General features: G+C 68.0%; 24 protein-coding genes, 1 tRNA gene and 1 pseudogene. 11 read left to right on the plus strand and 15 right to left on the minus strand.

What is annotated here, in order from left to right; all coding sequences use genetic code 11:
- From A9O63_RS06035 to A9O63_RS06065, 7 genes are all read left to right on the plus strand, one after another.
- The coding region (locus A9O63_RS06035) for a CpaF family protein (protein ID WP_069331116.1) at positions 1 to 1,345 on the plus strand (1,345 nt) is incomplete at its 5' end.
- Between the two features lie 7 nt (positions 1,346 to 1,352).
- On the plus strand, positions 1,353 to 2,321 hold the full coding sequence (locus A9O63_RS06040) for a type II secretion system F family protein (RefSeq protein ID WP_069331117.1): 969 nt from the start codon (positions 1,353 to 1,355) through the stop codon (positions 2,319 to 2,321).
- A gap of 3 nt (positions 2,322 to 2,324) precedes the next feature.
- The gene (locus A9O63_RS06045; protein WP_069331118.1) at positions 2,325 to 3,305 is read left to right on the plus strand and encodes a type II secretion system F family protein; all 981 of its coding nucleotides are present in this window, start codon (positions 2,325 to 2,327) and stop codon (positions 3,303 to 3,305) included.
- Positions 3,306 to 3,311: 6 nt separating this feature from the next.
- The gene (locus tag A9O63_RS06050) at positions 3,312 to 3,878 is read left to right on the plus strand and encodes a tetratricopeptide repeat protein (RefSeq protein WP_069331119.1); all 567 of its coding nucleotides are present in this window, start codon (positions 3,312 to 3,314) and stop codon (positions 3,876 to 3,878) included.
- 37 nt (positions 3,879 to 3,915) lie between these two features.
- Positions 3,916 to 4,761, plus strand: coding sequence for a tetratricopeptide repeat protein (locus A9O63_RS06055; RefSeq protein ID WP_069331120.1), 846 nt, complete (start codon positions 3,916 to 3,918; stop codon positions 4,759 to 4,761).
- A gap of 2 nt (positions 4,762 to 4,763) precedes the next feature.
- Positions 4,764 to 5,267 (plus strand): prepilin peptidase, encoded by a 504-nt coding sequence (locus tag A9O63_RS06060; RefSeq protein ID WP_069331121.1) that lies wholly within the window; start codon positions 4,764 to 4,766, stop codon positions 5,265 to 5,267.
- Positions 5,268 to 5,282: 15 nt separating this feature from the next.
- Positions 5,283 to 6,593, plus strand: a complete 1,311-nt coding sequence (locus A9O63_RS06065) for a P-loop NTPase family protein (protein WP_069331122.1) — start codon at positions 5,283 to 5,285, stop codon at positions 6,591 to 6,593.
- Between the two features lie 6 nt (positions 6,594 to 6,599).
- Here the strand turns inward: A9O63_RS06065 and A9O63_RS06070 are convergent, their stop codons facing one another.
- Together A9O63_RS06070 and mgtE are read right to left on the minus strand one after the other, a co-directional pair.
- Complete coding sequence (locus A9O63_RS06070) at positions 6,600 to 7,154, minus strand: 5-formyltetrahydrofolate cyclo-ligase (protein ID WP_069331123.1); 555 nt, start codon at positions 7,152 to 7,154, stop codon at positions 6,600 to 6,602.
- A complete protein-coding gene (mgtE, locus tag A9O63_RS06075; RefSeq protein WP_069331124.1) occupies positions 7,151 to 8,530 on the minus strand; it encodes a magnesium transporter in 1,380 nt (459 codons plus the stop codon). The genes A9O63_RS06070 and mgtE overlap by 4 nt, the downstream gene beginning before the upstream one ends.
- 131 nt (positions 8,531 to 8,661) lie before the next feature.
- Here mgtE and guaD point away from each other — a divergent pair, with 131 nt between their 5' ends.
- Positions 8,662 to 9,948: a guanine deaminase gene (gene guaD / locus A9O63_RS06080; protein ID WP_069331125.1), complete on the plus strand. Its 1,287-nt coding sequence runs from the start codon at positions 8,662 to 8,664 to the stop codon at positions 9,946 to 9,948.
- A gap of 49 nt (positions 9,949 to 9,997) precedes the next feature.
- Here guaD and A9O63_RS06085 read toward each other — a convergent pair whose 3' ends face one another.
- From A9O63_RS06085 to A9O63_RS06100, 4 genes are all read right to left on the minus strand, one after another.
- Positions 9,998 to 12,361: a mechanosensitive ion channel domain-containing protein gene (locus A9O63_RS06085; RefSeq protein WP_069331126.1), complete on the minus strand. Its 2,364-nt coding sequence runs from the start codon at positions 12,359 to 12,361 to the stop codon at positions 9,998 to 10,000.
- A gap of 228 nt (positions 12,362 to 12,589) precedes the next feature.
- The gene (locus tag A9O63_RS06090) at positions 12,590 to 13,099 is read right to left on the minus strand and encodes a cell wall hydrolase (RefSeq protein WP_069331127.1); all 510 of its coding nucleotides are present in this window, start codon (positions 13,097 to 13,099) and stop codon (positions 12,590 to 12,592) included.
- Positions 13,100 to 13,413: 314 nt separating this feature from the next.
- Entirely contained in the window at positions 13,414 to 14,214 is an 801-nt protein-coding gene (locus A9O63_RS06095) for an inositol monophosphatase family protein (protein WP_069331128.1), read from the minus strand.
- Between the two features lie 88 nt (positions 14,215 to 14,302).
- On the minus strand, positions 14,303 to 14,665 hold the full coding sequence (locus A9O63_RS06100) for a helix-turn-helix domain-containing protein (RefSeq protein ID WP_002722818.1): 363 nt from the start codon (positions 14,663 to 14,665) through the stop codon (positions 14,303 to 14,305).
- A gap of 360 nt (positions 14,666 to 15,025) precedes the next feature.
- Between A9O63_RS06100 and A9O63_RS06105 the strand changes: the two genes are divergently transcribed.
- Positions 15,026 to 15,985, plus strand: coding sequence for an NADPH:quinone oxidoreductase family protein (locus tag A9O63_RS06105; RefSeq protein ID WP_069331129.1), 960 nt, complete (start codon positions 15,026 to 15,028; stop codon positions 15,983 to 15,985).
- Positions 15,986 to 16,003: 18 nt separating this feature from the next.
- On the opposite strand, the gene A9O63_RS06110 is transcribed toward A9O63_RS06105, so the two are convergent.
- Entirely contained in the window at positions 16,004 to 16,939 is a 936-nt protein-coding gene (locus A9O63_RS06110) for a LysR family transcriptional regulator (RefSeq protein ID WP_069331130.1), read from the minus strand.
- Between the two features lie 118 nt (positions 16,940 to 17,057).
- Between A9O63_RS06110 and A9O63_RS06115 the strand changes: the two genes are divergently transcribed.
- Together A9O63_RS06115 and A9O63_RS06120 are read left to right on the plus strand one after the other, a co-directional pair.
- Entirely contained in the window at positions 17,058 to 17,288 is a 231-nt protein-coding gene (locus A9O63_RS06115) for a DUF1127 domain-containing protein (RefSeq protein WP_069331131.1), read from the plus strand.
- Positions 17,289 to 17,418: 130 nt separating this feature from the next.
- Entirely contained in the window at positions 17,419 to 18,159 is a 741-nt protein-coding gene (locus A9O63_RS06120) for a Bax inhibitor-1/YccA family protein (RefSeq protein WP_002722809.1), read from the plus strand.
- A 50-nt stretch (positions 18,160 to 18,209) separates the two neighbouring features.
- Here the strand turns inward: A9O63_RS06120 and A9O63_RS06125 are convergent, their stop codons facing one another.
- The 8 genes and pseudogenes from A9O63_RS06125 to A9O63_RS06160 all read right to left on the minus strand — a co-directional run.
- Positions 18,210 to 18,695, minus strand: coding sequence for a GNAT family N-acetyltransferase (locus A9O63_RS06125; RefSeq protein WP_069331132.1), 486 nt, complete (start codon positions 18,693 to 18,695; stop codon positions 18,210 to 18,212).
- Between the two features lie 73 nt (positions 18,696 to 18,768).
- Complete coding sequence (gene rpmG / locus A9O63_RS06130) at positions 18,769 to 18,936, minus strand: 50S ribosomal protein L33 (RefSeq protein WP_002722806.1); 168 nt, start codon at positions 18,934 to 18,936, stop codon at positions 18,769 to 18,771.
- A 178-nt stretch (positions 18,937 to 19,114) separates the two neighbouring features.
- Complete coding sequence (locus tag A9O63_RS06135) at positions 19,115 to 20,023, minus strand: ABC transporter permease (protein ID WP_069331133.1); 909 nt, start codon at positions 20,021 to 20,023, stop codon at positions 19,115 to 19,117.
- A gap of 78 nt (positions 20,024 to 20,101) precedes the next feature.
- Positions 20,102 to 21,376: an ABC transporter permease gene (locus A9O63_RS06140; protein ID WP_069331134.1), complete on the minus strand. Its 1,275-nt coding sequence runs from the start codon at positions 21,374 to 21,376 to the stop codon at positions 20,102 to 20,104.
- A gap of 51 nt (positions 21,377 to 21,427) precedes the next feature.
- Entirely contained in the window at positions 21,428 to 22,519 is a 1,092-nt protein-coding gene (locus A9O63_RS06145; RefSeq protein ID WP_069331135.1) for an ABC transporter substrate-binding protein, read from the minus strand.
- Positions 22,520 to 22,573: 54 nt separating this feature from the next.
- Complete coding sequence (locus A9O63_RS06150) at positions 22,574 to 23,677, minus strand: ABC transporter ATP-binding protein (protein WP_069331136.1); 1,104 nt, start codon at positions 23,675 to 23,677, stop codon at positions 22,574 to 22,576.
- 289 nt (positions 23,678 to 23,966) lie between these two features.
- A tRNA-Leu gene (locus A9O63_RS06155) sits at positions 23,967 to 24,053 on the minus strand.
- Positions 24,054 to 24,174: 121 nt separating this feature from the next.
- Positions 24,175 to 25,119: pseudogene (locus A9O63_RS06160) on the minus strand (peptidoglycan-binding domain-containing protein); the annotation flags it as partial.

The raw sequence follows: 25,119 nt of genomic DNA on the forward strand, positions 1-25,119 counted from the left end.
CGCGGCCCCGCCCCGCCCGGGGCCCGCGGCACCGCGCACGGGCGCCGAGGCGATTGCCAGCGACAAGGAGAAGAAGCGCAAGGAACGGCTGATGGAGCTCAAGGTCGAGCTGCACCGCCGGCTGCTCGACGATCTCAACCTCGCCGCGCTCGAGACCGCCTCGGAATCGAGCCTGCGGAGCGAGATCGCGGCCATCTGCAGCGAGGCGCTCGAGGAGATGAGAGTCGTCCTGAACAAGGACGAACGCGCGATCCTCAACCAGGAGCTCTACGACGAGGTGATGGGCCTCGGCCCGCTCGAGCCGCTCCTGAAGGACGAGACGATCAACGACATCCTCGTGAACGGCCCCTACCGGATCTTCGTCGAGCGCAGCGGCAAGCTCGAGCTGACCGACACGACCTTCAAGGACGAGCGGCACCTCTTGCGGATCATCGACAAGATCGTCTCGGCGGTGGGCCGGCGGGGGGATGAATCGACCCCTTACGTCGACGCGCGCCTGGCCGACGGGTCGCGCTTCAACGCCATGGTGCCGCCCATCGCGGTCGATGGCTCGCTCGTCTCGATCCGGAAGTTCAAGAAGGACAAGCTCGGCATCGCCGATCTGGTGCGCTTCGGCGCCTTCACCGAGGAGATGGCGGCCTACCTTCAGGCCGCCGTGGCCACGCGGCTCAACATCATCGTCTCGGGCGGCACCGGCTCGGGCAAGACCACGACGCTGAACGCGCTCTCCTCCTTCATCGACAATTCCGAGCGGATCCTGACCATCGAGGATACGGCCGAGCTTCAGCTTCAGCAGGCCCATGTCGGCCGGATGGAGAGCCGGCCCCCGAACGTCGAGGGCAAGGGCGCGGTGACGCAGCGCGACTGCCTGAGGAACGCGCTCCGGATGCGCCCCGACCGGATCATCGTGGGCGAGACCCGCGGCGAGGAGGTCATCGACATGCTGCAGGCGATGAACACCGGCCACGACGGATCCATGACCACGATCCACGCCAACTCCGCGCGCGACGGGATCAGCCGGCTCGAGAACATGGTGGCGATGGCCGGGATCGAGATGCCGATCAAGGCGGTGCGCGCGCAGATCGCCTCGGCCGTCAACCTGATCGTGCAGGCCAGCCGCCTGCAGGACGGCTCGCGCCGGATGGTCTCGATCACCGAGATCACCGGGATGGAGGGCGACGTCATCTCGATGCAGGAGATCTTCCGCTACGAGCGGCTCGGGGTCGAGCCGTCGGGCAGGATCATCGGCCGGTTCAATGCGACGGGCGTGCGCTCGCACTATTCCGACCGCTTCCGCCAGTGGGGCTACATCCTGCCCCCCACCATCTACGACCCCATCCCCTGAGGGTCCCATGCAGCTGAGCGCGGCACCCATCATCTATATCCTGATCTTCGTCGCGGTGCTCCTGCTGGTCGAGGGGATCTACCTGACCGTCTTCGGCAAGACGATCAGCCTCAACTCGCGCGTCAGCCGCCGCCTCGCGCTGCTCGAGAAGAACCAGAACCGCGAGCAGGTGCTGGAACAGCTCCGCAAGGAGATGAGCCAGCACATGAACGCGCGGGGGATCCCGCTCTATGCGATCCTCGCCTCGAAGGCGCAGAAGGCCAACATCGCCTTCTCGCCCAAGGCTCTGGTCGGGATCATGGTGCTCCTGTCGGCCGTGGCCTATCTCGGCCTCACCATCGGCACCAGCGCGGCCCCCCTCGTGCGCGGGGCGGTCGCGGTCGTGATGGGGGTGGGCGCGGTCTATGTCTGGGTGAACGGCAAGGCCAAGAAGCGCATGGCGCTGATCGAGGAGCAGCTGCCCGACGCGGTCGAGCTGATGGTGCGCTCGCTCCGGGTGGGCCATCCCTTCTCCTCGGCGATCCAGATCGTCGCCAAGGAGGTGCCCGACCCGCTCGGCACCGAGTTCGGGGTGATCGCGGACGAGGCGGCCTACGGGCGCGACGTGGCCGAATGCATCCGCGCCTTCGCCGAGCGGATGGAGAGCCAGGACCTGCGCTTTCTCGCCGTGGCCGTGAACATCCAGCAGCAGTCGGGCGGCAACCTCGCCGAGATCCTCGAAGGGCTGGCCAAGGTGATCCGCTCGCGCTTCAAGCTCTTCCGCAGGGTCAAGGCGATCACCGCCGAGGCGAAATGGTCCGGCACCTTCCTGTCGGCCTTCCCCATCGTGGCGCTGGTCGCGATCTCGATCCTGAAGCCCGACTACTACGACGGGGTGAAGGAGACACCGCTCTTCATCCCGGCGGCACTCGTCGTGGGGGCGTTCCTGATCGCGAACGTCATCTTCATGAAGATCATGGTCAACATCAAGGTCTGACCCATGGAACTCCTCTCCCGCCTCGAGACCTTCCTGACCGACACTCTGGGTCCGCTCGGCCCGCTGATCGCCGTGGGGTCGCTGGGCATCCTCCTCATTGCGCTCACCCTGCCCGTGATGCTGAAGAAGCGCGTGGAGCCGTTCGACCGGATCCGCTCCCAGCGCACCGCGGCGGTGGCGGCTCCGGTTCACAAGGGTCAGGCGCTGCGCCGCGCGTCGGGCAGCGAGAAGCTCGACCGCTTCGCCAATCTCCTGGAGCCCAAGACCGCCGAGGAGATGTCGGCCTCGCGTCTCAAGATGATGCGGGCGGGCTACCGCTCGAAGGGCGCCGTGCGTGCCTTCCATGCGGCGCAGTTCGCGCTGGGGGTGGGCTTTCTCGCCGCCGGTCTCCTCTATGCAATGGTCGCCTCGGCCGCGGCTCCACTCACCATGCAGCAGATGGTGCTCTACACGATCCTGCCCGGGGCCATCGGCTACTATCTGCCCGTCTACTGGATCCGGCGCCGCGCGCAGGAGCGGTACGACCAGATCGTGTCGGGCTTTCCCGATGCGCTCGACATGATGCTGGTCTGCGTCGAGGCCGGCCAGTCGCTCGATCAGTCGATCCTGCGCGTGGCCCGCGAATCCGCCGCAGGATACCCCGCGCTTGCCGAGGAGTTCGAGATCGTGGCCCACGAGGTCAAGGCCGGGAAAGAGCGCGTGGCCGTGCTGAAGGACATGTCCGAGCGGGTGGGCATTCCCGACGTTTCCTCCTTCGTGACGACCCTCATCCAGTCGGCCACGTTCGGCACCTCGATCGCCGAGGCGCTCCGCGTCTACTCGTCCGAAATGCGCGACAAACGCGTCATGCGGGCGGAGGAGAAGGCAAATACCTTGCCCACCAAGCTCACGCTCGGCACAATGCTTCTGACCGTGCCGCCGTTGATGCTGATCCTGATCGGCCCTTCGGTCTATGGCATCGCCACTCAGCTGGGCGGACAGTGAGACGACGTGACCCGGGGCCTTGTCTTCCTCCTCCTCTGCGCGATGCTTTCCGCCTGCGGCGGACCGGATGCGCTGTCGCGGCAGGCCTCGGAACGCAACGCCCCCTTCGGGGTCGATCCCGGCCGGAACGGGGTCGACGGGCTGCTGGTGGGGCACAGGCTGCTGGCCGCGGGCGAGAGCGAGCTTGCGCTGCGGGCCTATCTCCGCGCCGCGTCCGAGCAGGGCATGAATGCCGACGTGCTCTCGGCGCTCGGCTCCGCCAACCTGCGGCTCGGGCGGCTGAACCAGGCCGAGCAGCTGCTGCGCCGCGCGATCGAGCTCGACCCCGCCTTCGTGCCGGCTGTCAACAATCTCGGCGTCGTCCTGATGGAGCGCGGCCGCGCGCCCGAGGCGCGGCTCGTCTTCCAGCAGGCCTTCGCGCTCGACAGTGGCGCCACCGACTCGATCCGGGAAAATTTGCGCCGCGCCATCGCGAAGAGCGAGGCATCGCTGTATGTCGAGCCGGAGGAACGACACGCCTTCTCCCTCGTCCGGCGCGGGCAGGGCCAGTATGTGCTGCTGTCGCAGCTCTAGACACGACCGGGATCGAGCAGCAAGAGGACGCAGAACCATGCGCCACCCCGTCCTGACCGCGCTGTGCCTCGCCGGCACGGCCCTCCTGAGCGGCTGCGGCGGCCGCGATGCCGAAGTGGACCGCGCGCTGAAAAGCCTCAGCGCCGCCGACGAGAGCAACCTGAACGACATCATGCTGACCGTGGGCGCCCCCGACGAGGCGGTGGCCTATTTCCGCGGCGCCGTCGAGAAGGCGCCCGACCGGATCGACCTCAAGCGCAGCCTTGCCAAGTCCCTCGTGCGGGCCCGGAGCCCCGCCGAGGCGGCGACGGTCTGGAGCCAGGTGGTCAACAGCCACGAAGGCACCAACGAGGACCGCGTGGCCTTTGCCGACACGCTGATCCGGTCGAACGACTGGGGCCGCGCCGAGGCCGAACTGTCCCGCATCCCGCCGACATACGAGACCTTCGAGCGCTACCGGCTTGAGGCGATGGTGGCCGATAGCAAGAAACAGTGGGCGAAGGCCGACAGTTTCTACGAGACGGCTACCGGCATGACGACCCAGCCCGCGGGCGTGCTGAACAACTGGGGCTTCTCCAAGCTCTCGCGCGGCGATGCGGCGGCGGCCGAGCGGCTCTTCTACGAGGCGCTGACCTATGACCCGACCTCCTTCACGGCCAAGAACAACCTCGTTCTCGCCCGGGGCGCGCAGCGCAAATACGACCTGCCGGTGATCCAGATGACGCAGACCGAGCGGGCGCAGCTGATCTACACGCTCGCGCTCGCCGCGGTGAAGAAAGGCGACGTGACGGTGGGCAAGGGCCTGCTTCAGTCGGCCATCGACACGCATCCGCAATATTTCGAGGCCGCCGTGCGCAGTCTCGAGGCGCTCGACGCGGGCTGAGCGTGGCCGATCCGATCGCCACTCCTGCCACGGCGGCTGCGGCCTTCCTGCCCCTCGTGCTGCCCATCGCGCTCTGGGTGGCCTGGAGCGACATGAAATTCATGAAGATCCCGAACAAGGCGGTGCTGTCGCTGGCGGCGGTCTTCCTCGTCGCGGGCCCGCTCGTCCTGCCGCTCGAGGACTGGCTCTGGCGCTGGCTGCATCTTCTGGTCGTGCTGGTGGCGGGGTTCCTGATGAACATGGGCCGGTTGATCGGCGCGGGCGACGCCAAGTTCGCGGCCGCCATGGCCCCCTTCGTGGCGCTGGAGGACCTGCGGCTCGCCCTCGCGCTTTTCGCGGCCTCGCTCCTCGGCGCCTTCGCCAGCCACAGGGGTCTCGGGCTTCTCGGACCCTTCCGCAGGGCCACCGCCGACTGGGAGAGCTGGCGCCGCCGCGACTTTCCCATGGGGCTGGCGCTGGCCGGGATGCTGATCCTTTACCTTCTCGCGGCACTCTTCGGCCGCTGACCCAGGGGTGAGTCCATGACCGTGCAGAGCTCAGACGTCACCGCACCTCCCGCGCCGCGCACGCTGGCCGACACGGGCCTGTCGCTCGTCATGCTGCGCGACATCCTGCTCAAGACCATGTTCCGGATGAACCTCGATCTGGTCTCGCAGATCGCGCCGGTGATCTGTCTGCCCGCCCCTCTCGCGCAGGAGCTGGTGGACCTTGCCCGCAGCCAGCGGCTTGTCGAGGCGACGGGCACGCTGCATGCCACCTCGGGCAACGAGATGGGCTATCAGCTGACCGATCAGGGCAAGGCGCGGGCGCTCGATGCGCTGAGCCAGTCGGAATATTACGGCGCAATGCCCGTCCCGCTCGACCGCTACCGCCTGCAGGTCGAGCGGCAGTCGGTGCGCAACATCAAGCTCACGCGGGCGCAGCTGACATCCGCGATGGGCCACCTGATCCTGCCCGACGAGCTTCTGGACCATCTGGGGCCCGCCGTGACCTCGGGCCGCTCGATCCTGATGTACGGGCCGCCGGGCAACGGGAAATCCTCGATCTCGAACGGGATCCGCGATGCTTTGGGCGACCGGATCTATGTGCCCCGCGCGCTGGAATATTCCGGGCAGGTCATCACGGTCTACGACCCGATCGTGCACCGTTCGGCCGAATCGGCCGTGGACGATCCGACGAGCCTGCGCCGCACCTCGAACCGGTTCGACAACCGCTATGTCTGGTGCGAGCGCCCGACCGTCATCACCGGGGGCGAGCTCACGCTCGACATGCTGGATCTCACCTACAACCCGGTCGCGCGCACCTATCAGGCGCCGCTGCAACTGAAGGCCACCGGCGGCATCTTCATCGTCGACGACCTCGGCCGTCAGGCCGAGCCGCCGCAGAAGCTGGTGAACCGCTGGATCGTGCCGCTCGAGGAAAATCGCGACATCCTGGCGCTGCAATCGGGCGAGAAATTCACGGTGCCCTTCGACACGCTGGTGATCTTCTCGACCAACTTCCACCCGAACGAGATCTTCGACGGCGCGGCCCTGCGCCGGATCTTCTTCAAGATCAAGGTGGACGGGCCGAGCCAGGAGAATTTCCTGAAGATCTTCGCGATGGTGGCGAAGAAGCGGAAGATGCCGCTCGACGAGTCGGCGCTCGTGCATCTGATGAAGGCGAAGTTCCCCACCATCGACAACCGCTATGCCAATTACATGCCGGTCTATCTGATCGACCAGATGATCTCGGTCTGCGACTTCGAGGGTCTGCCCTACCAGATGACCCCGGCCCTGATCGACCGGGCCTGGTCGAACATGTTCGTGCGCGACGAGGTGATCGCGAAATAGGGCCGGTCAGCGCCTGAGCGGGAGGGGGCCGATCTCGGTCAGGATCGCGTCGAGCGGCTGGTCGGTCGGATCGATCGGCACCTCGGGCAGTTCCTGCGCGGTGAAGGCGAAGCCCACCGCCGTGACCGGGTGGCGCGCGCGGAGCCGCTCGAGCGTGCGGTCGTAGAAGCCGCCGCCGTAGCCCAGACGGAAGCCCCGTCGGTCGAAGGCCAGAAGCGGCACGATCAGCACCTCGGGCTCGAGCCAGGCGCCCTCCTCGGGCACCCGCGCGCCGAAGGGGCCCTCGACCATGGCAGCGCCCGGGCTCCACTCGCGGAAGCGCAGCGGCTCGCCGGGGGCCAGGATGACCGGGACGCAGACCGGCCCGTCATGGGCCGCCATCGCCGGGCGCGGGTCGATCTCGGACCGGATCGGCATGTATCCCGACAGGACCCGCCCGCGATGCGGAACGAGCCAGTCCGCCAGAAGCTCGGCCGCCTGCCCCTGCCCCGCCTTGTGGGCGAGGGCGCGTGCGGCGCCGGCGGCGCGGCGCGCCTCGGCCTTCAGCCCGGCGACCGTCATATCAGCACCAGACTGGCGAGGCCCAGGAAGGCGAAGAAGCCCATGACGTCGGTGAGCGTGGTCACGAAGGTGCCCGAGGCGAGCGCGGGGTCGAGGCCCAGCCGGTTGAGGCCGAGCGGCACCAGGACCCCGCCCAGCGCCGCGACCACCTGGTTGCAGATCATCGCCATGCCGAGAACCGCGCCCAGCAGCGGATCGCCGAAGATCACGAAGCCCGCGAGCCCGAGGATGAGCGCAAGCCCGATCCCGTTGAGGAGCCCCGCAAACAGCTCGCGCCGCACCACGCGGGGGGCGTTGGCCGAGGTGAGGTCGCGGGTGGCCAGCGCACGAACCGCCACCGCGAGCGACTGCGTGCCCGCGATCCCGCCCGTCGAGGCCACGATCGGCATGAGCGCCGCCAGCGTCACGAGCTGGGCGATGGTCGATTCGAACGCCGAGATCACCAGCGCCGAGAGCGAGGCGGTGAAGAGGTTCGCGGCGAGCCACGGCAGCCTCTGGCGGGCGGTGGCGAAGGGGCCGTCCGACAGGCTGCTTTCGTCGCCCACGCCTGCGAGGCGGAGAATGTCCTCCTCGTGCTCCTCGTCGAGCACGTTCATCGCATCGTCGATGGTCACGATCCCCACCAGCCGGTCGTTCTCGTCCACCACCGGGCAGGAGATCAGGTGATACTGGTTGAAGATATAGGCCACCTCGGATTCGGCCATGGTGGCGCGGATGGTGCGGAAGCTCTCTTCCTCGATGGCAGTGAGCTTCACGTCGCGGCGCGACGAAAGGAGCCGGCCCAGCGTGACATAGCCCGAGGGCTTCATCCGCGGATCGACGAGGATGACATGGTAGAACTGATCCGGCAGCTCCTCGGCCTCGCGCAGGAAGTCGATGGTCTCGCCCACCGTCCAGTGGACCGGCGCCACCACCACCTCGCGCTGCATGAGGCGGCCCGCGGAATATTCCGGGTAGGCCATGGCCTGTTCGACCGCCACCCGGTCGGCCCGGTCGAGGGCGCCGAGAATCGCCTCCTGCTGCGGCTCCTCCAGATCCTCGAGGATGTCGACCACATCGTCCGTGTCGAGCTCGCGCACCGCCTCGGCGATGACCTCGGGCGGCAGATGCTCGATCACCTCCTCGCGGATCGAGTCGCTGATCTCGGAGAGGATCTCGCCGTCGATCCCGTCCGACCAGAGCGTGAGCAGCTCGCGCCGCTCGGCCGAGCCGATCTGCTCGAGGACGTCTGCAATATCGGCGGCATGCAGCGGTTCGAGCAGGTCGGACAGGCGCGCCTCATCCCGCTCCTCGACCGCTTCGAGGACCGAATCCACCACCCGGTCGGGCACGCCCGACCGCTCTTCCTCGCGCGTATCGCCCGTCTCGACCTGCAATATGGCGCCCCCGCTCAACTGTCGCAGGGACCATACCGAAGGATGCGGCGCAGAAACAGGGGCGGCAGGAAATTTACCCTGCCTCGAAAAGGGGCTAGGTTGCAGCGTTTCAGCAGATGGGAGACCCTGCCATGACCGACCTGCTCCTCGGACAGGTGCTGTCCTTCACGGCCGATCCGTTCCTCGAAGGCGAGGCCGCGGCGCGCCACGAGACCCACGGCGCCGTTCTGGTGGAGGACGGGCGCATTGCCGCCGTGGGTCCGGCCGAGGCGCTGCGCGCGGCCCATCCCGAGGCGCGGGTGACCGATTACGGGCAGGCGCTGATCTCGGCGGGCTTCATCGACGCCCATGTGCATTATCCGCAGACCGCCATCATCGCGAGCTGGGGCAAGCGGCTGATCGACTGGCTCGAGACCTATACCTTCCCCGAGGAGATGCGCTTCGGCGATCCCGCCTATGCCGCCGAGATTTCGGGCCGCTACCTCGACCTCACCCTCGCCCACGGCACGACGACCGTCTGCAGCTATGCCACCATCCATTCCGAGAGCGTGGACGCCTTCTTCGGGGTGGCGGCGGCGCGGGGCTTGCGGGCCTATGCGGGCAAGACCTGCATGGATCGCAACGCGCCCGAGGGGCTCCGCGACACGGCCGAGAGCGCCTATGCCGACAGCAAGCGGCTGCTCGAGAAATGGCACGGGCAGGGCCGGCTCTCCTATGTCATCACGCCCCGCTTCTCGCCCACCTCGACGCCCGAACAGCTTGCGGCGCTGGGGGCCCTCTGGCGCGAGCATCCCGATTGCCTGATGCAGACCCACCTCTCCGAGCAGCTCGACGAGATCGAATGGGTGAAGGCGCTGCATCCGCAGGCGCGCGACTATCTCGACACCTACGAGGCGCAGGGGCTGTTGCGCGAGGGGGCGGTCTTCGGCCATGCGATCCACCTCGCCCCGCGCGAGCGGGCGCGGCTGGCCGAGGCGGGCGCGAGCCTCGTCCATTGCCCGACCTCGAACACCTTCATCGGCTCGGGGCTCTTCGACATGGGCCTCGTGGCCGAGGGGATCCGGGTGGGTCTGGCCACCGACACCGGCGGCGGCTCGTCCTTCTCGATGCTGCGCACGATGGCCGCGGCCTACGAGATCGGCCAGCTGCGCGGGCAGGCGCTGCATCCGGCGCAGCTCTGGTGGCTCGCCACGGCAGGCTCGGCGCGGGCACTCCGGGCCGAGGACCGGATCGGCAATCTCGCGCCCGGGATGGAGGCCGATCTCGTGGTGGTGGATCTCGCCTCGACCCCGGCCATCGCTCAGGCCACGGGCCGGGCCGAGACGATCTGGCAGGCGCTCTTTCCCACCATCATGATGGGCGATGACCGCGCGATCCGGGCGGTCTGGGTGAACGGCGCGCCGGTGCCGCGGGGCTGACAAGCCGCGCCATCGGGCGCGGCCGGTGCTCTCCCCTGCCCCGCGCGCTTCAGCTCTCCGGCTGCGGCGAGATCTGGCCCTGCTTCGGCTGGCCGAAATAGATCGTCTGATGCGGGAACGGGATCTCGATGTCGCGCTCGTCGAAGATGCGCTTCAGGATCTCGTTGTAGGCGCGTCCGACGCCCCATTGCTTGCCCGGCAGGGTCTTGATGCGGGCGCGCAGAACGACCGCGCTGGCGCCGAAGGAATCGAGCCCCAGCCATTCGAGGTCCCCGAGGATGACGGCCGCATGTTCGGGACGGCGGCGCAGCTCGTCGAAAGCGTCGAACATGGCGGCCCGGACCTCGGTCACGTCCTCGCGGTAGGCCACGCCCATGTCGCAGACGAAGAACGAGAAGTCCCGCATGAAGTTCGAGACCATGTCCACGGACGAGAAGGGGATGATGTGGAAGACCCCGTTCAGGTCGCGCAGGCTGACCGAACGGACGGTCAGCCGCTCGACCACGCCCGAGGTGCCGGCGACCGTCACCACGTCGCCCACGTTGATGGCATTCTCGAACTGGATGAAGATCCCGGTGATGATGTCCTGCACCAGCTTCTGCGCGCCGAAACCGATGGCGAGGCCCAGCACCCCGGCCGAGGCCAGGAGCGGGCCGATGTTGAGTCCGATCTCGGACAGGCAGAACATCAGCGTGATGACCACGAGCGCGATGGTCGCCGCATTGCGCAGAAGCGACAGCAGCGTCTGCTCGCGCGAGGTCGCGACATGGCCGAAGGCCGGGTTCAGCCGGTAGTCGATCCAGGAGGAGAGCGCGATCCAGATCGCGAAGGCGACGGCGAGGATTGCCGAGACCGCGATCAGCGTGCCGATCAGCCGCCGTCCGAGCTGGCTCTCGAGCCAGGTGCCCACATCGATGAGGCCGATGGTGTGGAAGGTGAAGAAGAGCACCGCCGCCACGATCAGAAGCCGCAGCACCAGAAGCGCCTGCGGCACGAAGCGGTTCAGGCGCCGTTCGAGCAGCGGCAGGCGCTCGTTCGCGGAAGCCGGCAGGCGGACGCCGCGCGTGATGGCGCGGGCGAGCGCGCCCGACAGGAAGAAGCCCACCACGAAGACGGCCGCGATCCGCAGCGAGGCGAAGGTCGGCCCCATCGCGTCGCCGCCCGGGCTCACCAGAGACAGGACGAGGATCACGGCCAGATAGGCCAGCGCGAACCAGTGCCAGGACTGCGCCAGCGCCACGAGGGCGGGCGAGCGCCGCACCCGGGGCTGCGGCTCCGGTGTGACCTCCACCGGCTCCGCCTCGGGCGGGGGCGGCGCATCGGCCGTGCCCGCCGCGATGTCGGCGGCGAGGTCGGGATCGATCTCCTGTGTCGTCACCACCGGCGGCGCGGGGGGCTCGGCCGCGACATGGCGGGCCGGGACCGGCTGGGTCTCGCGCAGGAGCCACTCGGCCACGGCCTTGCGGTTGCGGACCACGAGGAAGGCCACGAAGAGCACGCCGATCACCGAGATCAGGGCCGAGACGCCGCGGCCGGCGGCGCGCGAGGTGCTTTCCTCGACGATCGGCACGATCAGGAGTTGCCCGTAACCCAGAAGCGCGATGCTGAAGCTCATCGCGGCCGAAAGGTAGCGGGCGGGGCGATCCCGCAGCGCGACGATCCGAAGATCGCCCGTCGAGGGCGACAGGACGAACCGCATGGCGGTGCGCAGGAGTTCGACCGCGAGGAAGGCGTTGAGATAGAGCGTCTGGCGCAGGCCGATCTGGCCGGCGTTGCCGATCACCGCGATGGCCAGCACATAGCCGATGGCCCAGGCGCCCACCACGATCAGCACGTCGAGGGCGAGCGCCCCGACATAGAGCAGGATGCGCTTCATCACACCCGCGGAGCGCGCCCGGTGGCCCATGCGGCGATAGGTGGGAATGACCGCCCGGCGCAGCAGGTTGAAGATCGCAGCCGTGGCCACGATCAGCAGGAGAAGCTCGATCAGCGCATCCCCGAGCACGCCGAGATCGAGCCGCGAGAGCCCCGCGAACAGTTCGGGCGAGGCCTTCAGCGCGTCCCAGAGGCTCTGGACACTGGTCGCAACCGACTCGGCCGCCTGCTGGGTAAAGAGGGCCGCCGACCTGCCGAAGGAGAGGATCTCCTCGGAGGGCGCGCTCACCTCGGGGGGCGCAGGCTCGCCCGCGGCAGCGGCGCGTTCCAGTTCGGCGATGAGCTCCGCCCGCGCCTGATCGTCGCGCAGAAGATCGAGCAGCGTGGCGGACGAGGTGGGCGCGGCGGGCTCTTCGGCCCCGGCGCCGGGCGAGAGCACGGTCTGCGCCTGGGCGGGGAGAAAGGCGGTCATCGCGCCAAGGAAGAGCGTCAGCGCGAGAAGCAGCGGGGCGGCAAGCGTTCGGAACAGTCGGGTCATGCCGCATGAAAGAGTGCCTTTGACCGGACTTCCAACCCCTTTCCGACCTTTTTCCTCTTCCGGACGGGGTTTTCGCGGGATTTTGCCGCTGGATGCGACGCATCGGCCCCGGATCTTCCTGCCGCGGCCCATCGTTGCGCGGCGGGCCGCGCACCGCGCGGAACGGCTCGGCGCCGCGGCATGTCATTCACGCTTCGCGAATGGCGGCCCGGCGCCGAAGCCCTTCCACTACCAGCCGGTCAGCCCGTCGACGGGCGGCGGCGGCACCGGCTGGGGCACAAGCTCGCTCCGGCGCTTCTCGTAGAAGGCATTGCCGCCGGTCACGAGCGTGTAGTGCATGTTGTCGTAGGGAAAGCGGTGCCCGGCGGTGTGGAAGAACATGGCATTGCCCACGAACGGATGCCGCTCGCCCCGCAGCACGGCCCGCGCGGCCTCGCGGACCCGGGGCAGAGAGCGCGAGTCCATCCGCTTCGACATCACGCCCGGCGCGAATTGATTGCGCTGGCCGACCACGCCGCAGACGGTGTTCGGAAACTGGCCGGAGTTCACGCGGTTCATCACCACCGTGCCCACCGCCACCATTCCGTCCCGGCTCGAGCGGTGCGATTCGAAATACATGGCCCGCTCCATGCATTCCAGTTCGCTCGGACGATGGAAGAGGCCGCAGCCCAGCAGCACCAGCGCGGGCGCCGTGCAGAGGACCAGACGGATCGATGTCCGGAGAAGTCTCGTCGCCAAACCTGCCTCCTGCCGGGGCTCTGCGCCCTTCTGACCGAGAGGCGATCTGTTGGTCCCGGCTTATGGTTTATCGGGGCGAGGATGAAGGAATCCGGATCCGACGTCCAGACCCTGCGGATGGATCCCGTCGGACGCGCGGCCCCCGAGCCCTGCCGTCGGGCGGCGCAGTCAGCTTTCATGGCGTCGCCGAACGGGGGGCGCCGTCTGGCGTAGCTGCCGAAGGCGAAACGCTGGATCTCCGCGCGACGGGACCGTTCGGCGATAGACCGAGCCCGTTTGCGAGTCCTGCGACCGCTCGAGCGGAGCGGCCGGGATCAGCCCCGCAGGATCTCGAGCGCTGCGGCATGCACCTCGGGTGAGGAAGCGGCGATCACCCGCCCGCCCTGCGGGTTCCGGCGCCCCTCCCAATCGGTCATGAGGCCGCCCGCGGCCTCGATCACCGCCATCGGCGCCTGCACATCGTAGGGCTGCAGGCCCGCTTCCACCACGAGGTCGATCTGTCCTGCGGCCAGCAGGGCATAGGCGTAGCAGTCGGTGCCGTAGCGCGTCAGCCTGACCTGCCGCGAGAGGCGACGGAAGGCGGCTTCTTCCTCGGCGGTGCCCACTTCGGGGAAGGTCGACATGAGGATCGCCTCGGACAGGGCCCGCGCGGGGCGCGTGGCCAGCCGGTCTTCGCCCCGCGGGCCGCGCACGCGGGCGACGCCGAAGCCGCCCTCGAACCGCTCGCCGATGTAGGGTTGGTCAATCAGGCCGTAGATCGGCCCGCTGGCATCCGCGACCGAGATCAGCACGCCCCAGGTCGGGGTTCCGCACAGGTAGGAGCGCGTCCCGTCGATCGGATCCAGCACCCAGGTGAGGCCGCTGTCGCCGGCCTGCACGCCCATTTCCTCGCCGAGGATGCCGTCCCGCGGTCGCCGCCGCGCGAGGATGGCGCGCATGCGCTCTTCGCACAGCCGGTCGGCGACGGTCACGGGATCGAACCTGTCGGCTTCCTTGGTATCCGCCGAGAGGCCCTTGCTGCGGAAATGAAGCAGCGTGGCGTCTCGGGCAGCCGCGGCCATCTCTGCCGCGGTATCCATGATGTCGGCGGTCTCGCGATCGGTGAGCATCTGCATCCTGGCCCTCCTGCGCCCCGCGCCTAGCCTGCGGGGCGTTCAGGGTCAAGCGCGGCGGCCCGACAGGCGCACCCGCTCAGTCATCGAGCTAGGCGGCTTCGGAGAGCACGCGCGCGAGGTCGAACAGCCGGCGGCGCTGCGCCTCGGGGATCGCATAGTAGGAGCGGACCAGTTCCAGGGCTTCCTTGTCGGTGATGCGGTCGCCCTCGGCCTGACGGGCCTGATCGCCGGCACCTTCGAGACCTTCGAAGAAGAAGCTGATCGACACGCCCAGAGCCTCGGCGATGTCCCACAGGCGGGAGGCGCTGACGCGGTTCATGCCGGTCTCGTATTTCTGGATCTGCTGGAACTTGATGCCCACGCAATCAGCAAGCTGCTGCTGCGTCATGCCCACCATCCACCGGCGGTGGCGGATGCGTTTGCCAACGTGGGCGTCGACGGGATGTTTCATGAAATGTCTCCGTAAATCTTCCAGCTGTCCCTGCCTGTATAACAAGCATATAACGTGCCAAAACCCCTCTCGACGTGCATTTCCATCCAGAAAAACTTGTCTTGAAACAAACCTGTCTTTTTGGATATGTCCATTCATACAGGCTTGGTTCGTTCGGCGTCCGCCGCGGCGGATCATCCCTCGGGAGCACGAGAGACACGCCACTCGCCTCTGAGGGCTTTTGCATTTTGCAATGCAATTTGCAGCGGGTTTGTCGTCGAAACTTTGCAACTCGCGAATATTCGGGAGGGGGCTGGCGGAAACCGGCCTGTGATGCTGAAGTTCGGCGCGCTTTTCCCGACGAGAGGTCCTGATCCGTCCATGCGCGCTTTCCGTTTGAGAGAAACCGGCCTTGCGCCGGAAGTGACTGAGGAACCCCTGCCCGAGCCGGGCCCGGGCGAGATCCGGCTGCGGATCGCGGCCTGTGCGCTCAACTTCGCGGACCTCCTTATGATCCAGGGCCGCTATCAGGAGCGCCCCCCCCTGCCGCTGACGCTGGGCATGGAGGTCGCCGGCATCGTGGATGCGCTGGGCGAGGGCGTGAGCGGCCCCGCGCCCGGCACGCGCGTCGCGGCCTTCGGCTCCTGCGGGGGATTGGCCGAGTTCGGCTGCTGGCCCGCCGACCGCTGCCTGCCCCTGCCCGACAGCGTGAGCTTCCGCGATGCGGCGGCCTTCCAGATCGCCTACGGCACCGGCCATCTCGCCCTCGACCACCGCGCACGGCTGCAACCGGGCGAGCGGCTGCTCGTGACCGGGGCCGCGGGTGGCGTGGGGCTGGCCGCGGTCGAGATCGGGCGGCGGATGGGGGCGCATGTGATCGCCACGGCACGCGGCGAGGAGCGGCTGGCCGTGGCGCGGGCCGCCGGGGCCCATGAGGCGATCGACAGCGAGACGGAAGACCTCAAGGGCAGGCTGAAGGCGCTGGGCGGGATCGATGTCACCTACGATACCGTGGGCGGCGCGGGCTTCGAGGCCGCGCTGCGCGCCTCGCGCCCGGAGGGGCGGCTTCTGGCCATCGGCTTTGCCGGGGGCGATGTGCCGCAGGTGCCGGCCAACCTGCTCCTCGTGAAGAACCTGAGCGTGATCGGCCTCTACTGGGGCGGCTACATGACCTTCGCGCCGCAGGTGCTGATCCGCAGCCTCGAGACGCTGCTGGGGTGGCTCGCCGATGGCAGCCTGCGGCCGCATGTGAGCCATGAGCTGCCCCTCGAGCGGGCGGCCGAGGGGCTGGAGCTGCTGCGTACGCGGCAGGCAACGGGCAAGGTCGTCATCACCCCCTGAGCGCGCCCGTGCCGCGTCTCAGGCCCGCAGGGCGAAGCGCGGGCCCTCCCCCGCCGCCCCCTCCACCGGGGCGAGGGGACGAGGGGCCGACGCCCCTGCGGCCTGTGCCGCATAGGCGCGCCGGATCAGTTCGGCCATGCCCTCGACGGCGAGACTGTGCACCGGATCGGCCACATACAGGTTGACCTTGCTCGTCTCGAGATCCGGCAGCGTGCCGCCATGCGGGATCCGCTCCATGTAGCGCGGCTCGGCCCCCGCAAGCGAGACATGCACCGCGAGATCGGCCGAGACGCTGGCCTCGATGGTGCGCGAGCTGTCGGATTCCACCGCCATGGTCCAGGGGATCCCCGCCGCGTCGAGGGCCGACTGCCCCCCCATGCGGAAGATGCAGTTCGGCTCGAAGGCGAGCCGCAGCGGGCGCTGCTTCCAGGCCTGCCCGCCCGGCGCCCCCACCCAGACGAGCGGCAACTCCACCAGCGTCTCGCCACCCGGCTCCACCGTATCCTCGGTGGTCATGATGACATCGCACTCACCGCGCGCGAACTGCGACTTCAGCTTCCGCGTATAGGAGGAGAGGAGCGTGACGCGCATCCGCGGAAACTCGGCCGAGAACCGCTGCAGCACCTGCGGGATCGCCGGATAGACGATGTCGTGCGGCACGCCGAGCACGACCTCTCCCTCGAAATCGTCATGGGTGAGACGGCCGAAGACCTCGTCGTTCAGCGCCAGCATCCGCCGCGCATATCCCAGAAGCTGCTCTCCGGCCGCGGTCAGCGCCACCCGGCGCGCCGACCGGTCGAGCAGCGCCAGATCGAGCGTCTCCTCGAGGCGCTTGATCTGCATGGAGACCGCCGACTGGGTGAGATTGAGAAAGCCCGCCGCGCGCGTGACCCCGCCCGCGTCGGCCACGGCCACGAAGGAGCGGAGGGCGGTCAGGTCGAGGTTGCGCGGCATATCACGACTCCTGATGCTTGACGTCAAAAGCATTCATTTTCCAAATGTGAACGATTCGGGCATAAGGAGCAAGCGGAGAGACCCTCTGCCCAGACCCCGAACCCGAAAGGACGGACCCATGTTTGCCTCGCTTCACACAGCCCGCCTCGCGACCCGCGGCGTGCAGGCGGGCGGGAGCCTTCAGCGCCTCGTCGCCCGTTTCCATCTTGCCCTCGCGGCCCACAGGCAGCGCCGGGCCCTGGCCCATCTCGACCCGCATCTTCTCGCCGATGTGGGCCTGACCGTCGACGAGGCGCTGACCGAGGCCGCGCGTCCCCTGTGGGACGTGCCCTCGAACTGGCGCCGCTGAGACGCATCGCCACGGCCATGGCCCCCGGTTCCGCCCGGAAATCCTTGAACTGCGGGGCCAGCTTTCCAATATAGGCGTCAAACATGTCCGGTGGGCCGGACAGGATGACGGTCAACAAGGAGAGTACGAGATGGCTGACTATCAGACGGTGCGTTCGGTCGGCGCAGGCGCCCGGGCGGCCAGGATTGACGAGGGCCTGCGCGCCCACATGAACAAGGTCTACGGTCTCATGTCGGTCGGGATGCTCCTGACCGGCGGCGTGGCCTGGGCCTTCGGCACCAGCGAGCAGCTGTTCTCGCTGCTGCGCGACCCGGTGACGATGAGCCCGAACATCCTGGGCTGGATCGTCATGTTCGCCCCGCTCATCATGGTCTTCGCCTTCGGCGCCGTGCTGAACCGGCTGAGCCAGGCGGCGGCGCAGCTCTTCTTCTACGCCTATGCGGCGGTGATGGGCCTGTCGCTCAGCTGGATCTTCGTGGCCTTCACCGGCGTCTCGATCGCGCAGACCTTCCTGATCACGGCGATCGCCTTCGCGAGCCTGTCGCTCTTCGGCTACACGACCAAGAAGGACCTCTCCGGCTTCGGCACCTTCCTCATCATGGGCGTCGTCGGCCTTCTGGTCGCGATGGTCGTGAACATCTTCCTCGCCTCGTCGGCGCTGGCCTTCGCGATCTCGGTGATCGGCGTGCTGATCTTTGCGGGCCTCACCGCCTATGACACGCAGAACATCAAGAACACCTACCTCCAGCACGCCCACACCGGCGATGCGGAGTGGCTGGGCAAGGCCGCCATCATGGGCGCGCTGCAGCTCTACCTCGACTTCATCAACCTCTTCATGTTCCTGCTGCAATTCATGGGCAACCGCGAGTAACGGCAGAACGGACGCCACGAACGGGGGCCGGTCTTCGGACCGGCCCTTTTTCATGGCGCGCGCAGCATCCGCTCGCTCGGGAAGGTCACGCCGGGGCCGAGCGGCACCGAGACTTCCCCCAGTCGGCGAAAGCCCATCCGCTCGTAGAAGGGAACGGCCGTGCGCGTGGCGAGACAATGGAGGCGAAGGATGCCTTCGGCCGAAGCCTGCGCGATCGCGCGGCCGAGAAGTGCCGAGGCGATGCCCTGCCGCACATGGGAGGCGCGGGTCACGAGATGGCGGATCTCGCCGTCTGTCGCGCCCCGCGGGCTCCAGCCGCCGGCGCCGAGGATCCCCTCCTCGGCCTCCGCCAGCCAGTAGCGCCCGGAGGCCAGAAGTGCGGGCTGCGCGCGGGCGAGGAGCGGCACGGCAGTCACCAGCACCGAGGGCGGATAGTCGGCCCGGATGAGACGGGCATAGCTGTGGGCGAAGAGCGCATCCACCGCCGCCAGATCCCCGGGACGCGCAAGGCGCAGATGCAGGCCGGCGACGGTCACGGGCGCGGGGTCCTCAAATGCAGAAGGCCGCGCCCCGGAGGCACGGCCTTGTCCGCGAACAGAGAGGCAGATCTTACTTGATCTTGCCTTCCTTGTATTCGACATGCTCGCGCTTGACCGGATCGTACTTCCGCACGACCATCTTGTCGGTCATGGTGCGGGCGTTCTTCTTGGTCACGTAGAAGTGCCCGGTGCCCGCCGTCGAGTTCAGCCGGATCTTGATCGTCGTCGGCTTCGCCATGGTTTCTCTCCTGCAGTCGGCGGGCAGACGCCCCCCGCAAAAATCCCTGAGGCCCGCCTTTTACCGAGGCTGATGCGAGAGTCAACTGCAAAAGCCCCCTGAAATCGCAGGGCCCGGCAGATGGAAAGGCCCGCCCGGCAGGGGATGCCGGACGGGCCCGGAAATGGCCTGCGGGGCGTCAGCCGGAGATGCCGCGGAGCCGCTCCGAGCGGCGGCGGAGCAGTTCGACCGTGGCAAGGAGGAGCACCGACACGATGACGAGGATGGTGGCCACCGAGAGAATCGCCGGGCTGATCTGCTCGCGGATGCCGTTCCACATCTGGCGCGGGATCGTCTGCTGGTCGTGGGCGGCAACGAAGAGCACGACAACCACCTCATCGAAGGAGGTGACGAAGGCGAAGAGGGCGCCCGAGATCACGCCGGGCAGGATGAGCGGCATCGTGACCTTGAAGAAGGTGGTGGTGGGGCTTGCCCCGAGCGAGGCGGCGGCACGGGGGAGCGAGCGGTCGAAGCCCACGAGGGTCGCCGTCACCGTGATGATGACGAAGGGGATGCCCAGCGTGGCATGGGCCAGCACCACGCCCACATAGCTGCCCGCGAGACCCGTCGCGGAATAGAAGAAGAAGAGGCCCGTGGCGGTGATGATGATCGGCACGATCATGGGCGAGATCAGGATCGCCATGATCGCGCGCCGGTAGGGCATCTCGGGGCGCGAGAGGCCGAGGGCCGCCACGGTGCCGAGCACGGTCGCGACCACCGTCGAGGAGACGCCGATGATGACCGAGTTCTTGGCGGCCCGCACCCAGGCCGCATTGTTCCACACGTCCAGCCACCAGGAGGAGTCGCGCGGCGCCTCGGGCGTGGCCATGCCGAAGGTCAGGAGCGTGTCGTACCAGCGCAGCGAATAGCCGTCGGGATCGAGCGACAGCATCTTCTCGGTGAAGGTGAAGTAGGGCTCGACGTTGAAGCTGAGCGGGATGACGATCAGGATCGGCGCGATCAGGAACAGGAAGATCAGCCCGCAGAGAACGCGGTAGCTGTAATACCAGAGGCGCTCGAGCGGGCTGGCGTAGACGGGAAGAGCCATCGGGCTTGTCTCCTGCGGCAGAGGCCGGGGGCTCTGCCCCCGGACCCCCGGGATATTTGGGCAGAGTGAAGGGGCGGGTCAGCCCAGCTTCAGATTGTCGATGCCGACGAGGCGGTCGTAGAGCCAGTAGAGGATCAGCACCGCGCCGAGCAGCACAGCCGCGAGGGCGGCAGCGAGCGACCAGTTCAGGCTGTCCTGCATGTGAAAGGCGATCAGGTTCGAGATGAGCTGCCCCGAGGCGCCTCCGACGAGGGCGGGGGTGATGTAGTAGCCCACGCCGAGGATGAAGACGAGGAGCGCGCCCGCGCCGATGCCCGGCAGGGTCTGCGGCAGATAGACCCGGCGGAAGGCCGTCCAGCTGGAGGCGCCGAGCGAGCGCGCGGCCCGGACATAGGAGGGCGGGATCGGGCGCATCACCGAATAGAGCGGCAGGATCATGAAGGGCAGAAGGATATGCGTCATGGCGATGATCGTGCCGGCCTGGTTGTAGATCATCTGGATCCGGCTCGAGTCCGAGATGAGGCCGGTGGCCACCAGCGTGTTGTTCACCACCCCCTGCCCCTGCAGGAGCACGATCCAGGAGGTGGTCCTGACCAGAAGCGAGGTCCAGAAGGGCAGCAGGACGAGGATCATCAGCAGGTTCGAGGTGCGCAGCGGCAGGGTCGCCAGGAGATGGGCCACCGGATAGCCGAGCAGCAGGCAGAGGAAGGTGATCAGGCCTGCGATCACGAAGGTGCGCTCGAACAGCATGACATAGACGCGGCGTTCGGCCGGGGCGCGGACGATGTTGCCCTCGTTGTCGCGGGCGAGATCGACGGCGGCCAGGAAGAAGTTCGGGGAGTAGGCCCGCGAGACCTGGCGCATCGTGCCCCAGAGATCGGGGTTGGCCCATTTCTCGTCCGCCTCGAGGATCGCCGCGCGGTAGGGCGGCTCGAATTTCCTGGCCTTCCGCCCGGTCGAGGTGAAGAGCGAGCGGGTGCCCGCCATCTCGTAGTTCACGCGCGTGCCCACGACGCCGATCGTCTTGGCCTCGGCCGCGGCCTTGAGATCGGCGGCGAGGGCGGCATAGGCCGTCTCGTCGGGCTCGGTCCCCGGCTCGGTCTCCGCGAACCACTGCGTGAGCTGCGGCATGTTGGCCGCGAAGCCATCGTTGTGGATCGAGCGGTGCAGCATCTGGCCGATCGGGACGATGAAGGTCACCACGATGAACAGAAGCAGCGGCAGCACCAGGAGAAAGGCGCGGCGTCGGGCGCGGGCCTGGGCACGGGCGAGCGCGGTCTTGAGCGGGCGCCCGTCCGCGGTGGTGAGCCGCTCGGTCCCGGTGGCGGCGATCTGGGCGGTTGCGTCGGCCATCTTGTCCCTCACGTCAGGGGTGGCGCGCGCCGGAGCGCGCGCCGGTCCGGATCAGTTCGACGCCAGCCAGGCATTGAAGCGCTCTTCCAGTTCGGTGTCGTGATCGACCCAGAACTCGTAGGACGAGGGCAGAGCGTTGGTGAGGTTCGCCTCGGCGGTCGGCATGTGCGGACCCATCTCGGTCTTGCCGTCCTGATAGAGCCCGACCAGCGGCGCCGAGGATTTGCGGGCGGGACCGTAGCTGATCCACTTGGCCTGATCGGCGAGCGGCTGGGTGCCGGTCGCGAAGGCCACGAACTTCTTGGCCGCCTCGAGATTGGGCGCGCCCTTCGGGATCACGAACAGGTCGTATTCGTAGACCTGACCGTCCCAGATCGGCACGAAGGGCTTGTTCTCGCTGACGGCCGCCGCGAAGATCCGGCCGTTGTAGGCCGTCGTCATGGCGACCTCGCCATCGGCCAGAAGCTGGACCGGCTGGGCGCCCGCCTCCCACCAGATCAGGTCGCCCTTGATCGCATCGAGCTTGGCGAAGGCACGGTCGACGCCTTCGGGCGTGCCCATCACGTCATAGACTTCGGCCGCAGGCACGCCGTCGCCCATCAGCGCCATCTCGAGGGTGGTCTTGGCGCTTTTCCACATGGCGCGCTTGCCCGGGAACGTCTCGGTGTCGAAGAAGTCGGCGATGGTCTTGGGCTTTTCGTTCGGGAATTTCGAATCGTCGTAGGCCACGATCATCGAATAGACGATGTTGCCCACGGCGCAGTCGCTGAGCGCGCCGGGCAGGAAATCCTCGGTCGCGGGCGTGCCGTCGGGCGCGGCCGGCAGGATCGCCGGATCGATCTCCTCGAGCTGGCCCTCGTCGCAGAGGCGCACGGCGTCGGAAGTGTTCACATCGACCACGTCCACGCTGACGTTCTTCGCCTCGACCATGGCCTTGAGCGGCGTGGCCGGATTGTCGGCATCGACCGAGACCACGCCGATGCCGGTCTCGGCGGTGAAGGGCTTGTGGAACGCCTCGACCTGGCTGGTCGTGTAGGCGCCGCCCCAGGACATCACGGTGATCTGCTCCGCCGAGGCGGCGAAGGCCACGGCCGACAAGGCCGTGGACAGAACGAGGGCCTTCTTCATCTTGTGCTCTCCCATGTTGTGTCGTTTGTTTGTTGGCCGCAGCTTTGCGGCAGCTCCGTTACCACGGAGTTAAAGCGGATCCAGCGCGCGGGCGTCCTGTGGCGCCCAGCCGATCCTGACCTTCTCGCCCGGCTGCATGACGCGCTGGCCGAGGGTGTTGCGGCTCTTGATCACGAAATCCTCGGATCCGGCGACCCGCAGCCGCGTGCGGAAGATGTCGCCCATGTAGATGAACTCGAGCACCTCGGCATCGATGAGATGCGCGTTGGGCGGCAGCATCTCCGGCTTGAACTCGACCCGTTCGGGACGGATCGAGACGAGCGTCTGCTGACCCTTGCGGGCGACGTTCACCGGCGTCGCATCGATCAGCTCGCCGGTCTCGAGCCGCACCAGCGCACGCCCGTCGGCGATCTCCTCGACGGTGCCGGGCAGGCGGTTGTTCTCGCCGATGAAGCTGGCCACGAAGCTGTTCTTCGGCCGCTCGTAGAGCTCGGACGGCGGGGCCAGCTGCTGGATGCGCCCATCGTTGAAGACGGCGATCCGGTCCGACATGGTCAGCGCCTCGCCCTGGTCGTGCGTGACATAGACGACCGTGATGCCGAGGCTCTCGTGCAGATGCTTGATCTCGAACTGCATGTGCTCGCGCAGCTGCTTGTCGAGGGCGCCCAGCGGCTCGTCCATCAGCACGAGCTGCGGGTCGAACACGAGCGCCCGGGCCAGCGCGATCCGCTGCTGCTGCCCGCCCGAGAGCTGCGCCGGACGGCGGTTGGCGAAGGCCCCCATCTGCACCATGTCGAGCGCGCGCTTGATCTTGCGCTCGCGGTCCGACCTGGACATGCCGCGCACCTCGAGCGGGAAGGAGAGGTTCTCGCCCACCGTCATGTGGGGAAAGAGCGCGTAGTTCTGGAACACCATGCCGATGCCGCGCTTGTGGGGGGGCACCGTGTTGATCGGGCGTCCGTCGAGGCGGATCTCGCCGTGCGTCGCCGTCTCGAACCCCGCGAGCATCATCAGGCAGGTGGTCTTGCCCGACCCCGAGGGCCCCAGCATGGTCAGGAACTCGCCCTGCCCGATGGTCAGGTTGAGATCTTTGACGACGAGCGTCTCGCCGTCGTAGCTTTTCTGCACATGTTCGAAAACGACAAAACCGTCGTCCTGGGTAGAAGCCACCACCCCATTCTCCCCATCTTGACCGGCAGGTTTCCTGCACTCGTTGTCATTGTTTAAAGCGGAAGGCCCCCACCTTTGCAATCTTGTTGTGCGCGGGTTGCGGGAGGGATGGGGTCTGCCGCATGGTTGAGCAGCTATCACGAGACCCCGCGTGCCCAAGCGACGGGATGCGAACAGAGGGCACCCGAATGCGACCGATCCGTGACGGAAGCGAACCGATGGCCTGAGCCGGGGCCCCAAAACGCCAAAAGGCGGCCCGGATGGGCCGCCCTTGGGCGCTTCGTCAGAAGAATGGTGCGGTCGAGAAGACTCGAACTTCCACGGGAGTTACCCCACAGCGACCTCAACGCTGCGCGTCTACCAATTCCGCCACGACCGCACTGTCTTGGCTTGGTGGCGGGGTCTTAGCCAAGCTCGCGGGGGAAGAAAAGGGGTAATTTTGCGCCGCGTCAAAAATGCCTTCGAGGAGCCGGCAGGCGCGCCGGCCCCTCGCGTTCAAGTCACTGGCCCAGAAGCAGGAACGGGAGCCGCGCCGCGGCCGAGACGGCCTTGGCGCCCACCTCGGCCATCTCGGCGGACGGCTGTGCCGCAAGGGCCAGAGCGGGCGCCGGAGCAGGGGCCGCCGCCTCGACGGTCGGCGGTGCCACGGGCTCGGGCGCGGGCGTTGCGACCTCGACCGGAGGGGGCGTGACCGGGGCGAAGACCGGCAGCGGCGCGGGCGCCGGGGGCACGATCAGATCCGCCCGCCCGCCGACCGTGTAGGCCGCCTTCCGAATCACCTCGGTCCGGTCGGGCATCCCCTGCCCGAACACGGCCGTGCCGGACTGGGCCGCGTCGAGCCCCATCTGATACCAGTCCAGCGCCAGGTCGGGCCGCTGGCTCGCCCCGAAGCCCTGCGCCAGATGGTGGCCCAGAAGCTCGGCATAGCCCTTCTGGCCGAGCGCGGTCAGCAGGAGCGCCGAGGCCACCGCCACATCCATGCGGTCCTGCGCATAGCCCGTGCCGAGGCAGATCCGGGCCGAGCCCGCCAGTTGCGCCGGAGGCCGGCCCGAGGCCAGCACGAAGGCCGACACATCCTTCAGCACATCGTCGCGCGGCTCGAGCGACAGCGCCGAGACCTGATCCTTCAGCGCGGGCCCGAGAGCCTGGCACTGGTCGGCGATCTGCTGCGGCGTGAAGCCCTGCACCTGCTTTGTCAGCTCTTCGCTGGCCGAGATCGCGTAGCTCCGCGCGAGGCAGAACTGCTCGCCCAGGGCAAAGCTCGCATCGGTCATGCCGGCCGAGGTCGTGTAGCCCCCGTTCGCGTTGGTCTGAAGCCCGATCGAATTGCAGTGCGACGCGAGCGAGGCCATCGTCGCGCCCGATCCGAGGAACGAGGGAAGCTCGGGCGTCGCGGGCGCGGGTTCGGCCACGGGAGCGGGCAACTCCGGCAGGACGGCGGCGGC

Origin of the sequence: Cereibacter johrii, from assembly GCF_001720585.1 — a bacterium.
GTDB lineage: Bacteria > Pseudomonadota > Alphaproteobacteria > Rhodobacterales > Rhodobacteraceae > Cereibacter_A > Cereibacter_A johrii.

Coding starts and splice junctions, on each gene's coding strand:
- A9O63_RS06100 (WP_002722818.1), bottom strand. CDS start 14,665: ATGAAACATCCCGTCGACGCCCACGTTGGCAAACGCATCCGCCACCGC.
- A9O63_RS06105 (WP_069331129.1), top strand. CDS start 15,026: ATGCGCGCTTTCCGTTTGAGAGAAACCGGCCTTGCGCCGGAAGTGACT.
- A9O63_RS06140 (WP_069331134.1), bottom strand. CDS start 21,376: ATGGCCGACGCAACCGCCCAGATCGCCGCCACCGGGACCGAGCGGCTC.
- A9O63_RS06135 (WP_069331133.1), bottom strand. CDS start 20,023: ATGGCTCTTCCCGTCTACGCCAGCCCGCTCGAGCGCCTCTGGTATTAC.
- A9O63_RS06145 (WP_069331135.1), bottom strand. CDS start 22,519: ATGGGAGAGCACAAGATGAAGAAGGCCCTCGTTCTGTCCACGGCCTTG.
- guaD (WP_069331125.1), top strand. CDS start 8,662: ATGACCGACCTGCTCCTCGGACAGGTGCTGTCCTTCACGGCCGATCCG.
- A9O63_RS06110 (WP_069331130.1), bottom strand. CDS start 16,939: ATGCCGCGCAACCTCGACCTGACCGCCCTCCGCTCCTTCGTGGCCGTG.
- A9O63_RS06065 (WP_069331122.1), top strand. CDS start 5,283: ATGACCGTGCAGAGCTCAGACGTCACCGCACCTCCCGCGCCGCGCACG.
- A9O63_RS06055 (WP_069331120.1), top strand. CDS start 3,916: ATGCGCCACCCCGTCCTGACCGCGCTGTGCCTCGCCGGCACGGCCCTC.
- A9O63_RS06095 (WP_069331128.1), bottom strand. CDS start 14,214: ATGCAGATGCTCACCGATCGCGAGACCGCCGACATCATGGATACCGCG.
- rpmG (WP_002722806.1), bottom strand. CDS start 18,936: ATGGCGAAGCCGACGACGATCAAGATCCGGCTGAACTCGACGGCGGGC.
- A9O63_RS06115 (WP_069331131.1), top strand. CDS start 17,058: ATGTTTGCCTCGCTTCACACAGCCCGCCTCGCGACCCGCGGCGTGCAG.
- A9O63_RS06085 (WP_069331126.1), bottom strand. CDS start 12,361: ATGACCCGACTGTTCCGAACGCTTGCCGCCCCGCTGCTTCTCGCGCTG.
- A9O63_RS06120 (WP_002722809.1), top strand. CDS start 17,419: ATGGCTGACTATCAGACGGTGCGTTCGGTCGGCGCAGGCGCCCGGGCG.
- A9O63_RS06040 (WP_069331117.1), top strand. CDS start 1,353: ATGCAGCTGAGCGCGGCACCCATCATCTATATCCTGATCTTCGTCGCG.
- A9O63_RS06070 (WP_069331123.1), bottom strand. CDS start 7,154: ATGACGGTCGCCGGGCTGAAGGCCGAGGCGCGCCGCGCCGCCGGCGCC.
- A9O63_RS06045 (WP_069331118.1), top strand. CDS start 2,325: ATGGAACTCCTCTCCCGCCTCGAGACCTTCCTGACCGACACTCTGGGT.